The sequence below is a fragment of the Streptomyces sp. NPDC085866 genome (assembly GCF_044541035.1).
Taxonomy (GTDB): Bacteria; Actinomycetota; Actinomycetes; order Streptomycetales; family Streptomycetaceae; genus Streptomyces.
Genome location: NZ_JBITSQ010000024.1, coordinates 11719 through 25795 on the forward strand (window position 1 = coordinate 11719; position 14077 = coordinate 25795).

13 protein-coding genes and 2 pseudogenes are annotated in these 14077 nt (G+C 69.6%); 8 read left to right on the top strand and 7 right to left on the bottom strand.

The window, feature by feature from the left end; translation table 11 throughout:
* Positions 1–128 precede the first annotated feature (128 nt).
* Both ACIF83_RS41105 and ACIF83_RS41110 read right to left on the bottom strand, forming a co-directional pair.
* Positions 129–1550 (bottom strand): DEAD/DEAH box helicase, encoded by a 1422-nt coding sequence (locus ACIF83_RS41105; protein ID WP_393483822.1) that lies wholly within the window; start codon positions 1548–1550, stop codon positions 129–131.
* 323 nt (positions 1551–1873) lie between these two features.
* Positions 1874–3319, bottom strand: a complete 1446-nt coding sequence (locus tag ACIF83_RS41110; RefSeq protein WP_398141422.1) for a gamma-aminobutyraldehyde dehydrogenase — start codon at positions 3317–3319, stop codon at positions 1874–1876.
* Positions 3320–3923: 604 nt separating this feature from the next.
* Here ACIF83_RS41110 and ACIF83_RS41115 point away from each other — a divergent pair.
* Genes ACIF83_RS41115 through ACIF83_RS41125 form a run of 3 tightly spaced genes read left to right on the top strand, consistent with a single transcriptional unit; the run spans position 3924 to position 6333 of the window.
* On the top strand, positions 3924–4391 hold the full coding sequence (locus tag ACIF83_RS41115) for an ABC transporter permease (RefSeq protein WP_399735149.1): 468 nt from the start codon (positions 3924–3926) through the stop codon (positions 4389–4391).
* Between the two features lie 10 nt (positions 4392–4401).
* The gene (locus ACIF83_RS41120; protein WP_399735152.1) at positions 4402–5208 is read left to right on the top strand and encodes an ABC transporter permease; all 807 of its coding nucleotides are present in this window, start codon (positions 4402–4404) and stop codon (positions 5206–5208) included.
* A gap of 3 nt (positions 5209–5211) precedes the next feature.
* Entirely contained in the window at positions 5212–6333 is a 1122-nt protein-coding gene (locus tag ACIF83_RS41125; protein ID WP_399735155.1) for an ABC transporter ATP-binding protein, read from the top strand.
* Positions 6334–6400: 67 nt separating this feature from the next.
* Here the strand turns inward: ACIF83_RS41125 and ACIF83_RS41130 are convergent, their stop codons facing one another.
* The gene (locus tag ACIF83_RS41130) at positions 6401–6544 is read right to left on the bottom strand and encodes a hypothetical protein (protein ID WP_393483839.1); all 144 of its coding nucleotides are present in this window, start codon (positions 6542–6544) and stop codon (positions 6401–6403) included.
* Positions 6545–6563: 19 nt separating this feature from the next.
* Between ACIF83_RS41130 and ACIF83_RS41135 the strand changes: the two are divergent.
* Positions 6564–6932: pseudogene (locus ACIF83_RS41135) on the top strand (thioesterase family protein); the annotation flags it as partial.
* 84 nt (positions 6933–7016) lie between these two features.
* Here the strand turns inward: ACIF83_RS41135 and ACIF83_RS41140 are convergent.
* The 3 genes and pseudogenes from ACIF83_RS41140 to ACIF83_RS41150 form a co-directional block, all read right to left on the bottom strand.
* A complete protein-coding gene (locus ACIF83_RS41140) occupies positions 7017–7238 on the bottom strand; it encodes a hypothetical protein (RefSeq protein ID WP_393483842.1) in 222 nt (73 codons plus the stop codon).
* Between the two features lie 45 nt (positions 7239–7283).
* Positions 7284–7454: a hypothetical protein gene (locus ACIF83_RS41145; RefSeq protein ID WP_393483845.1), complete on the bottom strand. Its 171-nt coding sequence runs from the start codon at positions 7452–7454 to the stop codon at positions 7284–7286.
* Between the two features lie 25 nt (positions 7455–7479).
* Positions 7480–7818 (bottom strand): annotated as a pseudogene (locus ACIF83_RS41150) (hypothetical protein); the annotation flags it as partial.
* 322 nt (positions 7819–8140) lie between these two features.
* On the opposite strand from ACIF83_RS41150, the gene ACIF83_RS41155 reads away from it, so the two are divergent.
* From ACIF83_RS41155 to ACIF83_RS41165, 3 genes are read left to right on the top strand one after another with little or no spacing between them, the layout of a single operon-like run.
* Entirely contained in the window at positions 8141–9031 is an 891-nt protein-coding gene (locus ACIF83_RS41155; protein WP_393483848.1) for an alkaline phosphatase family protein, read from the top strand.
* A 5-nt stretch (positions 9032–9036) separates the two neighbouring features.
* Positions 9037–10305, top strand: a complete 1269-nt coding sequence (locus ACIF83_RS41160) for an MFS transporter (protein ID WP_399735159.1) — start codon at positions 9037–9039, stop codon at positions 10303–10305.
* Positions 10302–11324: a TolB family protein gene (locus ACIF83_RS41165; protein WP_399735162.1), complete on the top strand. Its 1023-nt coding sequence runs from the start codon at positions 10302–10304 to the stop codon at positions 11322–11324. The genes ACIF83_RS41160 and ACIF83_RS41165 overlap by 4 nt, the downstream gene beginning before the upstream one ends.
* Positions 11325–11434: 110 nt before the next feature.
* Here the strand turns inward: ACIF83_RS41165 and ACIF83_RS41170 are convergent, their stop codons facing one another.
* Positions 11435–12073, bottom strand: coding sequence for a TetR/AcrR family transcriptional regulator (locus tag ACIF83_RS41170; protein ID WP_393483856.1), 639 nt, complete (start codon positions 12071–12073; stop codon positions 11435–11437).
* Positions 12074–12399: 326 nt separating this feature from the next.
* Here ACIF83_RS41170 and ACIF83_RS41175 point away from each other — a divergent pair, with 326 nt between their 5' ends.
* Positions 12400–13749 (top strand): diacylglycerol/lipid kinase family protein, encoded by a 1350-nt coding sequence (locus ACIF83_RS41175; protein WP_399735165.1) that lies wholly within the window; start codon positions 12400–12402, stop codon positions 13747–13749.
* The last annotated feature ends 328 nt before the right edge of the window (positions 13750–14077 follow it).

A 14077-nucleotide genomic window follows, 5' to 3' on the forward strand; every position in this document is an offset into this window, starting at 1 on the left:
ACGCCTCCCCCTGCGCGCGGTCACCCATACATGTGACGCCGTCCGGTGCACGCCGGCCGATCTCCGGTCCCGTGTATCCGCCCAGCAGCGTAGACGAAGACACCGCCCGGCGGTCGGGGAAGCCGGGCTCAGCCGCCGCGCCGCACCCGGGCCGCCTCGCGGGCCTCCGCGAGCTTGCGGGCCTCGCTGCTCTTGCGGGACGACCTGCCACCGGCGCCGCCCTTCGCATCCTTGGTGCTGCCCAGGCCGCGGAAGGGGGCGTTGTGGTTCTTGGGGCGCGGTACGGCCGGCCCACCGTCGAGAGGCTTTCCAGAGGGGGCCTTGGCGCCGGTGATCCGGCTCAGCTCCGCCTCGCCGGACCGCACTTTGGTGACCTTGGGGACGACGTCGGCGTCCTCCATGACCCGGCTCGTCTCGCGGCGCTGTCCCGACAGGACGAGTGTCACGACGGTGCCGGAGCGGCCGGCCCGGGCCGTGCGGCCCGCGCGGTGCAGATAGTCCTTCGGGTCGGTGGCCGGGTCGACGTTGACCACGAGGTCGAGGTCGTCGACGTGCAGGCCGCGTGCGGCGACGTTCGTCGCTACCAGCGAGGTGACCTGCCCGTTCTTGAACTGGGCCAGCGTCCGGGTGCGCTGCGGCTGGGACTTCCCGCTGTGCAGGGCGGCGGCGGCCACGCCGTTCGCCCGCAGATGCCGCGTGAGCTGGTCGACGCCGTGCTTGGTGTCCAGGAACAGCAGGACGCGGCCGTCCCGGGCGGCGATCTCCGTGGTCACGGCGTACCGGTCCGGACCGTGCACGACGAAGACGTGGTGCTCGATCGCGGAGACCGCGCTGGACGAGGGGTCCACGGAGTGCACGGCGGGGTTGCGCAGGTAGCGCTGCACCAGCTGGTCGACGTCGCGGTCGAGGGTGGCGGAGAACAACATCCGTTGCCCGTCGGGACGCACCTGGTCCAGAATCTCGGTGACCTGCGGCAGGAACCCCATGTCACACATCTGGTCGGCCTCGTCCAGAACCGTGATGCGCACCCGTCCCAGTCGGCAGCCCTTGCGCTCGACGAGGTCGTGCAGCCGACCGGGCGTGGCGACGACGATCTCGGCGCCGTCCCTCAGCACGGCTGCCTGCCGTCCGATAGACACTCCGCCCACCACGGTTGCAAGCCTCAGCCGCAGCGCCTCGGCGTACGGGTTGAGCGCCTCACCGACCTGCTGCGCCAGCTCCCTGGTGGGCACCAGAACGAGCGCCAGCGGCTCCTTGGGCTGCGCGCGTTGTCCGGCCGTCCGGGCGAGCATCCCCAGGCCGAAGGCGAGCGTCTTGCCGGATCCTGTGCGGCCCCGGCCCAGGACGTCCCGTCCCGCGAGTGCGTTCGGCAGCGCCGCGGCCTGGATGGGGAAGGGCACAGTCACACCGTGCTCGCCGAGCGCCCGCAAAACCTGGGCCGGCAGCCCCAGCTGCGCGAAGGACGCCACCGTGGGCTGCGTCGAAGTGGCGGCCGACGCCTCGGACGCATAGTCCTGCTGCCGGGCAACGGCACGTGCTGATTCGCTCACAGAAAGCCTTCTCCGAAGGGACCGTACCGAGGAAGGCGCGGCGGGGACGCGGACACCAGCCAGGGACACCGAACCGTGGCACCGACACAGCGACGCTGCAAACGGTCGATATTAGCACGGGGCAACCGCCCGGGCCTCCGGCGGCCGCACCTCTCAGCCGGAACGCCGGCCGGACCTGCCTGTGCGGATCGTCTCGACGCGCCGCACCACAAGGCCTCTGTCCGTGAAAGCGGCCCCCGCCCACCAAGATCCGGACCAGGAGCGACGAGCTTCACCTCACTCATTTCCGCAGGCCAGGAGCGGATGGGGGTAGACCTGCCCGATCACAGCGATGTCATGACGTGTTTGACGCGGGTGTAGTCCTCGAAACCGTAGGCCGAAAGGTCCTTGCCGTAGCCGGACTTCTTGTAGCCGCCGTGGGGCATCTCTGCGACGAGGACCATGTGGGTGTTGATCCATACGCAGCCGAAGTCGAGGCGCTTCGACATGCGCATCGCGCGGGCGTGGTCCTTTGTCCAGACCGAGGACGCGAGGGCGTAGTCGACGCCGTTGGCCCACTCCACGGCCTGATCCTCGTCGGCGAAGGACTGGACGGTGATGACCGGGCCGAAGACCTCGTTCTGGATGATCTCGTCGTCCTGCTTGAGGCCGGAGACGACGGTGGGTGCGTAGAAGTAGCCGCTGCCACCGACGCGGTGACCTCCTGCCTCGACGGTGGCGTGCGAAGGGAGCCGATCGACGAAACCGCTCACCTGTGCGAGCTGGTTGGCATTGTTGAGCGGGCCGAAAACCACGCCCTCCTCGTCGACACCACCCGTCTTGACGTCGGCGGCGGCCTTGGCCAGCTCGGCGACGAACTCGTCGTGGACGGACTCGTGCACGAGAACGCGAGTGGCGGCCGTGCAGTCCTGCCCGGCGTTGAAGAAGCCCGCGGCCGTGATGCCCTCAACGGCCTGCACGATGTCCGCGTCATCGAAGACGACCACGGGTGCCTTGCCGCCGAGTTCCAGGTGGACCCGTTTGACGTCCTTGGCGGCGCTCTGGGCGACCTGGATGCCGGCACGGACCGAGCCGGTTATCGCGGCCAGCGCCGGGACCGCGTGCTCGACCATCAGCTGCCCGGTGTTCCGGTCGCCGCACACGACATTGAGCACACCGGCCGGAAGACCCAGCTCCTTCAGTACGTCGCCCACGATCCGTGCGAGCAGCACCGTGGACGCGGGGGTGGTGTCCGACGGCTTGAGGACCACGGTATTCCCCGCGGCGATCGCGGGCGCGAACTTCCACACCGCCGTCATCATGGGGTAATTCCAGGGCGCAACCTGTGCACACACACCGATCGGCTCGCGCCGGATGATGGAGGTGAGGCCCGCCGTGTACTCCCCCGCCGCCTTGCCCTCGAGCAGGCGCGCAGCGCCCGCGAAGAAGCGCAATTGGTCGACCATGGGAACGATCTCTTCGGTCCTGGTCACGGCGCGGGGCTTGCCGGTGTCCCGGCACTCCGCCGCGACCAGCTCCTCAGCACGTGTCTCGACGGCGTCCGCGATATTCAGGAGCAGCTTCTGCCGGATGCCGGGAGTGGAGTCGCGCCACACGGCAAAGGCCGCCGCTGCGGACGCCATCGCCGCGTCCACGTCCGCCGGCCCCGAGAGCGGCGAACTCGCGTAGACCTCACCGGTGGTGGGGTCGAGTACTGGCAGCGTACGGCCGTCCTTCGCATCGATGAATGCACCGTCGATGTAATTGCGCAGCACGTGAATTTCGCTCACGACGTTCTGTGCTCCTCGTGGCTCGGGAATCGTGATGGAGGAATCGGCGATCAGAGGGAGAGCCGCCGTCGGCAGCTCTGCGCCCAGGCCGGCTGGACGATGGCGGTGACGCGGCGCCCCAGGGGATGGCGGGGCGCCGTGCGCATGCGTCCCGGTCATGCCGGGGCCAGGGGGTCGGCCCGGACGAGGCGGAAGGGGTGACGACGACGCTATCCGCTACTCCGACCGGCCAAGAAGTGGCGGATTCATCCATGATCCGGCCACGTCAATGGATGGTTTGCACACGGCTCTGAGCGTTGACGCACAGAGGGCATATTCCTACTGTTGCGCCACGCGGTCGCCGGACTGGCACAGACCGCGGGTACCGGCTCGTTCCCTTTCCGCGGGTCGCCTGATCGTGGCGGCGGATGTCGACGAGCTCCGGAATGTCCATTGCCATGGGCGACGGCTGTAAGCCGCGGGCCACACTCCGGTCTGTTCGCTCATGGCGCACATCGCAGTTCGCAGCATCCCCTTTTCCCCCCGGGGCTGATCCCTGCCATGCCCCTTCACTGCACGCGGTGAGCAGACTCCCCGCGAGGGGTGCCGCCAGGACAACGGTCTGGTGAACGCCGCGCTGCAGGGACTCGGCCTCACCCACGCCCCGCTGGCCCTGCTCCACAACCGCTTCGCCGTCGTGGTCGGCATGGTGCACTATCTGCTGCCGTACGCCGTCTTCCCGATCTTCGCGGCCCTGGCCGCGATCGACGACCGGCTCGAACTGGCCGCCCGTTCGCTGGGGGCGGGCGAGGCGTCGGTCTTCCGGCGGATCATCCTGCCTCTGACCGTGCCCGGGGTCTCCGCCGCGGGTCTGCTGGTGTTCATCATCAGCACGGGGTTCTTCATCACGCCCGTCGTGCTCGGTGGCCCCGGCGACATGATGATCGCCAATCAGATCGATTTCTATGCACGGCAGTTGACCGACTTCGCCGGTGCGTCGGCGCTCGCGCTGCTGTTGACCATCGTCGTCAGCGTACTCGTAGCCGTGTACCAGCGGATCCTTCGCGCAGGAGGCGAACATGAGGCTCGCTAGACCTCGACATGTGTCCTCGCTGATCGCCTCTGTGCCGGTCTTCGTCTTCCTCGTGGTGCCGACGCTGATCGTGCTGCCGGTGGCGTTCACCGGCAGCCGATACATCACTTTCCCGCCCAAGCAGTTGTCCACGAACGCGGTCACCGGCTTCTTCGACGACCAGGCGTGGATGGCTGCCCTGTCCGCGAGTCTGCAGGCGGCCGGAGTCGCGGTGGTGATGGCGGTGGTGATCGGGGGAACAGCAGCCGTGGCACTGCACGGGCGTACGTTTCCCGGGAAGGCGGCGGTGACGGGCCTGCTGCTCGCACCGATGATCGTGCCCGCGGTGGTGATGGCACTGGCCTTCTACCAGTTCTTCATCTCCCTGGGCATGGTGGGGACGGTCCTGCCGATCGGCCTCGCCCATGCAGTGATCGCGGTGCCGTACGCCTTCCTCACCGTGCGGGCCAGCCTCGCCGGGCTGAATCCGGCGCTCGTCCGCTCGGCGAGCAGCCTGGGCGCGGGAGTCTTCTCCGTCATGCGGTTCGTCTATCTTCCGGTCATCCGGCTGGGGCTCGTCGCGGGCGCCCTGTTCGCCTTCTCCGTGTCCATCGACGAGACGGTCATCGCGCTGTTCCTGCAGTCCCCGGACGCGACGACGCTGCCGGTGAAGATGTTCACCGACATCCAGTACAACCTGACCCCGAAGATCGCCGTGTCATCGGCGATGCTCGTCACCGTCGCCACGCTCGGTCTGCTCGTCCAAGTCTGCTTCACCATCCGCCGCCGCTCCGCCGCACGGCTGCTCCCCTTGACCGCCCCCGAACAGACAGGGTGAACCATGACGACCACGACCACACAGCAGGCATCAGCCTCGCCTCCCCATGAAGAGCGCCGTGGCGCCATCGAGTTGCGCAGCGTCCGTAAGACGTACGGCAGCGTTGCCGCCGTCGACGATCTCGATCTGTCGGTCGAGTCCGGTGAGTTCGTGACGCTGCTCGGACCGAGCGGCTCCGGCAAGACCACGACCATGATGATGGTCGCCGGCTTCGAGGAACTCACCTCCGGCACCGTGCTGATCGACGGCGAACCCGTGGACCGGCTTCCCCCGAAGGACCGCAACCTCGGCGTCGTCTTCCAGAGTTACGCCCTGTTCCCGCACATGACCGCCGCCGAGAACGTCGAGTTCCCGCTGCGGATGCGAGGAATCCAGCGTGGCGAGCGGCGCAGGCGTGCGGAAGAGGCACTCGCCCGCGTCGGACTGGCCGGGCTCGGCGACCGTCGTCCCCGGCAGATGTCCGGCGGCCAGCAGCAGCGTGTCGCACTCGCCCGCGCCCTGGTGTTCAACCCGGCTGCCCTGCTGCTGGACGAACCGATGGCCGCTCTGGACAAGCGTCTGCGTGAGCAGATGCAGGACGAGGTGAAGACACTGCAGCAGTCGCTCGGCATCTCCGTCCTGTTCGTCACCCATGATCAGGAAGAGGCCATGTCCATGTCCGACCGGATCGTGGTCATGCGCGACGGCAGGATCGTGCAGGAGGGTACGCCCGAGGACGTGTACGCCCATCCACGTACCGACTGGGTGGCCACTTTCCTCGGCGACACCAACCTGCTGCCCTGCACGGTGCTGGAACGCAAGAGCGGCGAGGCCGTCGTCGACCTCGGCGCCTGGGGAGTCGGCCGGGTACGGGACCGTGGGGCCGAGGGCGACGCATACGCCGTCTCCGTCCGCCCGGAGCATCTGCGGTTCGTCGACGCCGACCGCACCGAGAACCGCGGCTCCGGTCGGCTGCTGTCGTCCACCAGCCTCGGCGCCACGATCCGTCACCGACTGCACGTGGGCGGCCAGGACGTGGTCATGCGCGAACTCGGCACGGGCTCACGCGCGACCGGCGACCTCGACGCCGCGGTGACGGTCGGCTGGTCACCGAAGGAGGCACAGCTGCTCGTACTGGAGCGGTGAGGGGGCACGTGGCCGTCGGCCAGGCGCCCGGGTGGATCGCCGTGGTCGCGGCCCGGGCCCGTCATCTTCACTCGCGGTGCAGGACCTTCGACCCGGGCCAGCGGCAGATCGTGAGAGCGAAATGGAGGTCGAAGGCGTTGGCGTCGAGAACGAGGTGGTAGTGGTCGACGGCGCGCTGGAAGCGGTAAGGGACGGTGTTGCGGAGCACCATCAGCCGGTCAGCGGTGGCGGGCGGCTACATCACCTCCCCGGACGTCCGCCCGGTCACCCCGCCCCGGCCGGGCCGTGCGACCGCCTGGGTCTCCCCCCTCGACCTGGTCGCCGGTGCTCCGGTCAGCCCACTCGCGTCGTATCCCGCCCTGGTCGACACCGCCAACGGCATCGCCGTCCGGCAGCCGCCCACGGAATGGACGTTCCCCAACGTCGACCTGACCGTCCACCTGCACCGCCGACCGCGTGGACCGTGGACCGGGCTGGACACCACCGTCACCTTCGGCCCCTCCGGTCAGGGCCTCACCGGCACGGTCCTGCACGACGTCGACGGCCCGGTCGGACACGCCCAGCAGATCCTCACCGTCCGCCCCCTGCCGAAAGCATGACGAGCCCCGGCATCGGGGCGTGGTGGAGGACCGACAAGGCCGGAAGGAGCGGAGGTTCAGTCCGAGGGCTCGGCTTACGGGCCGTCAGAAGAGCGCGATGGGCGCCACCGGGGGAAAGATCTCGTCCAACTCGGCCAGGTCGTCCCCGCCGAACTCGTATCCGACGGTGGCGGCACTCTGCGTGACCTGGTCGGGCTGCGTGGCACCGGCGATCACCGAGGCGACGGCGGGGCGGGAGGCCGGCCGGGAGAAGGCGACTTGGACCTCGGCCAGACCCCGCTTCGCGGCGAAGTCAACGAAGGCCATGAACCGACCCAGGTCGGCTGTCGAAGTTGTCCTGGCGGAACTGGGTCAGCTGCGCGCCTTCAGGGCCTTGCCGGAGGAGTACTTGCCGGTCGGGAGTCCGCTGGCGAGCGGGTAGCAGGGCAGGACCCTCAAGCCGAACGCCTCGGCGGCGCGGGTGATGTGGCAGCGGGAACCGCGGACTCCGAAGTCACGGCCGTCGGCTTCGTCGGTGTCCACGCCGAGTCCTGCCGGCCGGCATGTTGCGGACGCCGCCCTCCAGCTCCTGATCCAGTTCCGAACCGAGTTGCCGTCCCACCAGCTCACGGGCGGTGGCGTCGGAGGCATTGAGCAGGACTCGTGCACGCTCACGGTGTTCGTACGGATCAGGCGCTGGTAGCCGCTGGGCGAAGTTCGCCCACACGGCGGTCAGATCGGTCTCGGTGACCTCCGCGCGGCGAGGATCTCCCTCTGGTGCCGGATGCACCTGCCCCATGAAGTCACCCACGACAATCGCGTGACAGACCGCCGCGGCTCGCAGCAGCGCCGAAACTTCCCACCCCACCGTCGTCTTGCCAACACCAGCTCGTCCTCCGATGAGCATCCGCGTGATTCATAGAGGGCAGCGTGCCGGCGGGTGACCTCCTGACGCGATCCGATATCGATCCGTTCGCATGATGGAAACCCATGGCGGTCCGGGGCGTGTGGGGGCGGGGAAGCAGCGAGGTGCGGCTGGGCTGACCGTCTCCAACGAGGGTCGTCGACCCTGTGACTGGCGGCTTTTTCTGTGCGTTACCCGTGCGTGTTGTGACCTTTGCCCGGCGAGGCCCACCGTTCGTCTGCCCTTCACCCATTTCCGGCCTGGTGCTTCTAGGGTTACGGCGCCGCTCCCCCGAACGTCCGTCACTTCTGTCCGGAGGACAGTCATGACCGCCGTCAAGGCTCCCAAGCGCAACCGACGTCCCCTCGCCGCACTCGCCGGGGCTGTCGCCCTCACCGCCACGTCGATCGGCCTGTGGACCGCCACGGCCTCCACCGCTCAGGCCGCCGCCCTCCCGACCCCCGACCACGTGGTGGTCGTGGTGATGGAGAACCACGCCTACTCGCAGGTGATCGGCAGCTCCAGCGCCCCGTACATCAACAACACCCTCAAGGCGGGTGGCGCCAACCTCACCCAGTCCTACGGCCTCACCCACCCCAGTGAGCCGAACTACTACATGCTCTTCTCGGGCTCCAACCAGGGCCGCACCGACGACAGTTGCGTCAGCGTCGGTTCCATCTCCGCTCCCAACCTCGCCTCCGAGCTGATCGCCGCGGGCAAGACCTGGAAGAGCTACAACGAGTCGCTGCCCAGTCAGGGTTCGACGGTCTGCAGCAGCGGCAACTACGCGCAGAAGCACAACCCGTGGTTCGGCTTCTCCAACGTGCCGACGAACACCGCGATGACCATGGCGCAGTTCCCGACCGACTACACGACCCTGCCCAAGGTCTCCTTCGTCGTCCCGAACCTGTGCAGTGACATGCACGACTGCTCGGTCTCCACGGGCGACACCTGGATCCAGAACAACCTGGGCGCCTACGCCACCTGGGCCCAGACCCACAACAGCATCCTCGCCGTCACCTTCGACGAGGACAACAAGCTGTCCGGCAACCGCATCCCCACGGTCCTGTACGGGCAGCACGTCGCCCCCGGCAGCTCCAGCTCCACCACCTACAACCACTACAACGTACTGCGCACCGTGGAGGACCTGGCCGGTCTGACCACGCACGCGGGCAACGCCGCCTCGGCTTCCGACATCACCGGCGTCTGGAACTGACGCCCGTGTATCTCGCGGACTCCCGCAGCACCAAGCCCGCCGTCGCCTCGGACACCCGTCCGGGGCGGCGGCCGGCCGCTGTGCCAGGAACCGTGCTGGCCCTGGGTGCGGTCAGCCTGATCACGGACATCTCCTCGGAGATGGTCACCGCAGTTCTGCCGCTCTACGTGGTCGTGGGCCTCGGTCTGTCGCCGCTCGGATTCGGACTGCTGGACGGCATCAACAACGGCGTCGGGGCTCTGGTCCGGCTGGCCGGCGGCCACCTCGCCGACCGGGGTGGCCGCCGGCACAAGGTCGTGGCGGGCCTCGGCTACGGCCTGTCGGCGGTGTGCAAGCCGCTGCTGCTGATCGCCCACACGCTCCCCGTGATCAGCGCCGTGCTCGCGGCCGACCGCACCGGCAAAGGGCTACGCACCGCCCCTCGGGACGCGATGATCTCGCTGGCCACCGAACCCGAGCACCGGGGGCGGGCGTTCGGGGTGCACCGTGCCATGGACACCACCGGTGCGCTGCTCGGCCCGCTCGTCGCCTTCGCCGTGCTGCGGGCCACCGTCGACGGCTACGACGCGGTCTTCGCGGTCAGCGGCTGCGTCGCCGCGCTGGGGGTCCTGGTGCTGGTGCTCTTCGTGCCCCGCCACATCGCTCCAGCCGGTGCCGTGCAACTGCCCGAATCGGCCCGGCCGGTGCTACGCGATGCGCTCGGGCTACTACGCCGCCCCGAGCTGCGCCGGCTCACCGTGTGCGCGACCCTGCTCGGCCTGACCACCGTCAGCGACTCCTTCCTCTATCTGCTGCTCCAGCGCGAAGGAAACCTGCCCGCCCATCTGTTCCCGCTGCTGCCGCTGGGCACCGCCGCCTTCTTCCTGCTGCTCGCCGTCCCGCTCGGCGCACTCGCCGACCGCAGCAGCCGCCGCCTGCTCTTCCTGAGCGGCCACGGCGTCCTGCTGCTCGGGTACGGCCTGGTGCTCTCCCCTTGGCACGGAGTCCCGGCCGTGGTCGCCGTCCTCGTGCTGCACGGCACCTTCTACGCCGCCACCGACGGAGTCCTCGCGGCCGCCACTGCCGACGCCGTGCCGGCACAGCACCAAGGTGCCGGGCAGGCACTGGTCGGCACCGGCCAGGCACTGGCCCGGTTCACCTGCTCGCTCGTCTTCGGCGCGGTCTGGAGTCTGTGGGGCGGGCGAACCGCACTCGCCGTCGCCACCGCCGCACTGGCCATCAGCGCCCTCGTGGCCTCGTTCGTCCTTCGTCCCGCCGATGAGGTGTCCACATGACCAGAACCACCCGTCTGGTGATCCTGATGGCCGCCGTCCTGCTGCTCGGGAGCGTCGGCACCGGGGCGGTGCTCTACGCCGCCCACCGGTCGGGCATGCGTGACCAGCAGCAGGCGAACGGTCCGACCGTGCGTCCCGGAACCGTCTCGCTCCGGCCGACGGCCGGCCGCCGGCTGCTGGTGCGCAACCTGGCCTGGGGCCCGCACCGCGACGAGATCTCCACCGTGCCCGCCGACGATCCGCAGGGGCCGCGCACCGCATCGGGCGTCAAGTGTCTGCGTTTCCACGCGGCGGCCGGTACCGGCATCTGCCTGCAGGCCGTGCACGGTGCGCTGCAGGACACCTACCGGGCGGTCGTACTCGACTCGCACCTGCACGAACTGCACCACTTCCCGGCAGCAGGCATCCCCACCCGGGCCCGGGTCTCGCCCTCCGGCCACCTGGTGGCCTGGACGGTCTTCGTCAGCGGTGACTCCTACGCCGGCACCAACTTCTCCACCCGTACCGCCATCGTCGACACCCGAACCTGGGCGATGGACGACAACCTGGAGACGTTCCGCATCACGAAGGACGGCCGTCCCTACCGCTCCGCCGACATCAACATCTGGGGTGTCACCTTCGCCGACGACACCCGCTTCTACGCCACACTGGCGACCAGCGGCCGGACCTATCTGGTCCGCGGCGATGTCGCCGCGCGCACCCTCACCACCCTGCACCGCAACGTCGAATGCCCCTCCCTCTCGCCCGACGGCACCCGGATCGCCTACAAGAAACGCGTCAAGGGAGCCTCTCCCGACGCGCCCTGGCGGTTGTACGTCCTCGACCTGCACACGATGAAGGAGACCGCGACCGCCGAACAGCGCAACATCGACGACCAGGCTCTGTGGGCCGACGACTCCACCCTCGTCTACGCCCTTCCCGGCGACTACGGCTCAGACCTGTGGACGGTCCCCGCCGACGGCACCGGCACGGCCCGCCGACTGATGAACTCGGCTGTCGCTCCCGCCTACCTGGGCTGACAGCCCGCCATCCCCAGGGCGCGAGGCCAGTATCGGCGGAACTGACGAACGACAGCTCAGCGCCCAGGATCACTGACGCCCGCCGCCATCCCGGCGATCGGGGCCCGCCCTCACTTGTCGGTGGCCTCCGGGCTCACCGTGGCTGCCCGCGTGAGCAGCGTGTCCAGCAGGGCGAAGACCTGGTCGGGGTTGCTTCCCTCGGGGTCGGCGAGCCAGGCCAGGATCATCCCGTCGATCACCACGGCGAGAAGTTCCCCGAGGGCCTGGCTGCCACCGGGGAGATCCACGTTGTGCTCGGCCGCCCAGGAGGCGGCCGCTTCGGTGGAGGCCTCCCGGTAGGCGGCGTACTGACGGCGGGCCAGGTCCCGCAGCGCTGGGGTGCGCAGCGCGAGGGCGGTCAGTTCGTAGAAGGCCAGTTGTCTGCCCGGCCGCTTCTCCTCGTCGTGCCGGGCCACTTCGAAGGCCGCCCGCAGCCTGTCCGCCACGCCCAACTCGGAGCCGTCGGGGGCCACCGAGGCAGCGTGCTGCCGCAACTCCTCGATGACCTCGTTGATGAGCTCTTCGAAGAGTTCCTCCTTGCCGGAGAACCAGTAGTGGAACATGCCGTGCGGCAGCCCCGCCTCCTGTGTGATGCGGCGCGTCGTCGTCGCCCCGACGCCCTCTCGGGCGATCACCGTTCGGGCGGCATTGAGCAGTTCGACGCGGCGGGCGTCATCGGGCCGACGGCGTGGGGATCGGGTGGTGGCCATGGGGAGGATCATCCCACACCACACGACCAGGTCAGTTGGCCAAGTCGCCCAGCCTCCGGCACTCCGGACCTGGCGTCGCCGAGGGATTCGTGTCGCATGACCGACTTGATCGATCAGAAAGATTGGGGACAAAGTCAGTCGACGCCTTCGGGCCCCGTCACCGCGATCGCGCGGCCCTCGCGGGCTGCACAGGACGCGCGGCTCGCGAGGGGCCCGGAGACGCTGGCGTAACCGGGTAGTACGGTCGGGCCACATCAGCCCCGGCCCGTACCTTTCGCAGTCGTGCGGATCCGCCCAGCGAGGTCCGCTGCCGATCGGAGGACTCCATGAGCGCAGATCTGCGCGGCTCCGCCCACCGGCGACATCGCTGGGCGGCCAGGGCCGCACTGGCCTCCGCAGCCCTGGCCGTACTGTTGCCCGCCGCGTACGGCGGCTCAGAGGGGATCCTGACCGCCGCGACCGGGCTCGCCGGTGCGGCCGTCACCGCGGCGGCCGTGTGGTGGACCTTGTCCCGCCGCGGCCTTGCCCGGGTGGCGGCGGCTGCGCTGGCCCTCGTGGCTCCCGCCGCGCTCATCGCCCTGTTCGTGGTCACGTTCCAATGGACGCTGGTAGTGTCCCTCGCCCTGTGGGCCCTTGCCGTCGCAGCGGGACGGTACGCGCTGCGGAGGGACGGGGAGCGCATCCTTCGCGTGAAGGAACACCGGACGGCACCCCCGGAGCGCCCGTTCCTGATCATGAACCCGCGTTCCGGAGGCGGCAAGGTCGACCGACTCGACCTCCAGGCAAAGGCGGAAGGACTCGGAGCGCACGTCGTTCTGCTCGACCCCGAGGAGCGGCAGGACGTCGCCGCACTGGCCCGGGCAGCCGTGGCGGACGGCGCGGACCTGCTCGGTGTCGCCGGCGGCGACGGCACTCAGGCACTCGTCGCGGCGGTCGCCGCCGAACACGGCATTCCGTTCCTCGTCATCCCCTCAGGCACCCGCAACCACTTCGCGATGGACCTCGGCCTCGACCGGGACGATCCCGCGTCCTGCCTCGACGCACTCGTCGACGGCGTGGAACTGCGGGTGGACCTCGGGTTCGCCGCGGGCCACCCGTTCGTCAACAACGCCTCCTTCGGCACGTACGCGGCGGTCATCCAGAACCCCGCCTACCGCGAGGACAAGGTGATCACCGCTTTCGGCATGCTGCCCGACCTTCTCAGCCGCCGGCTCGGCCCGAGACTCACCGCACGGGCCCGGGGCATCACTCTCACGAGTCCACAGGCCGTGCTGGTCAGCAACAACCCGTACAGCACGGGCGATCCACTGGCCCTCGGCCGGCGCGAACGGCTCGACTCCGGAAGGCTGGGCGTGCTCGGCGTCACGGTGGACAGCGCCGCCGAAGCGGCAGCGCTTCTACTGGACCCGCAACCCCACGGGGTGACACTGCGGACGGCCCGCAGAGTACTGGTCGACAGTGACTCCGAGATGATCGACGTCGGCATCGACGGCGAAGCCATGCGGCTGCCCACGCCCGTACTCTGCCGCATCGCGCCCCGCGCACTGCGGGTGCGGGTCCCCCGGGAGCGTCCCGGCGTGCCCCCGGCCCAGCCCCGCCTGGACTGGCACCGACTGGGCCAGCTGGCGGTGACCATCGGCCGCGCCGCCGCTCCCCACCACCGCACTCCGTCCTGACGACAGTACCGCCCGCACTGCCCGCAGCGGCTGCGTCGGACCCGCTCCGCAACCACGAGAGCATCACGCCGCCCCATCGCCGCCATCCTGGCAGACCACTCCTCCCGCCGGGCGTCGCCCGCCCCTTTCACCGGACCGAACCGAATCGTCGCGACCGGCCGCACTCCTCAAGATCGGGTTCGAGCTCCTGCCGCCTGCTGTAGCCGACCGCAGATCCCTCACCGCTCCCTCCCGGGCCGACCTGACCATCGCCCCCGGCTGGGTGACTCACCCGAGACGCTCGAGAAAGTCGCGACGGCCGACACCGTGACCTGGCTCGCCTCCGGTG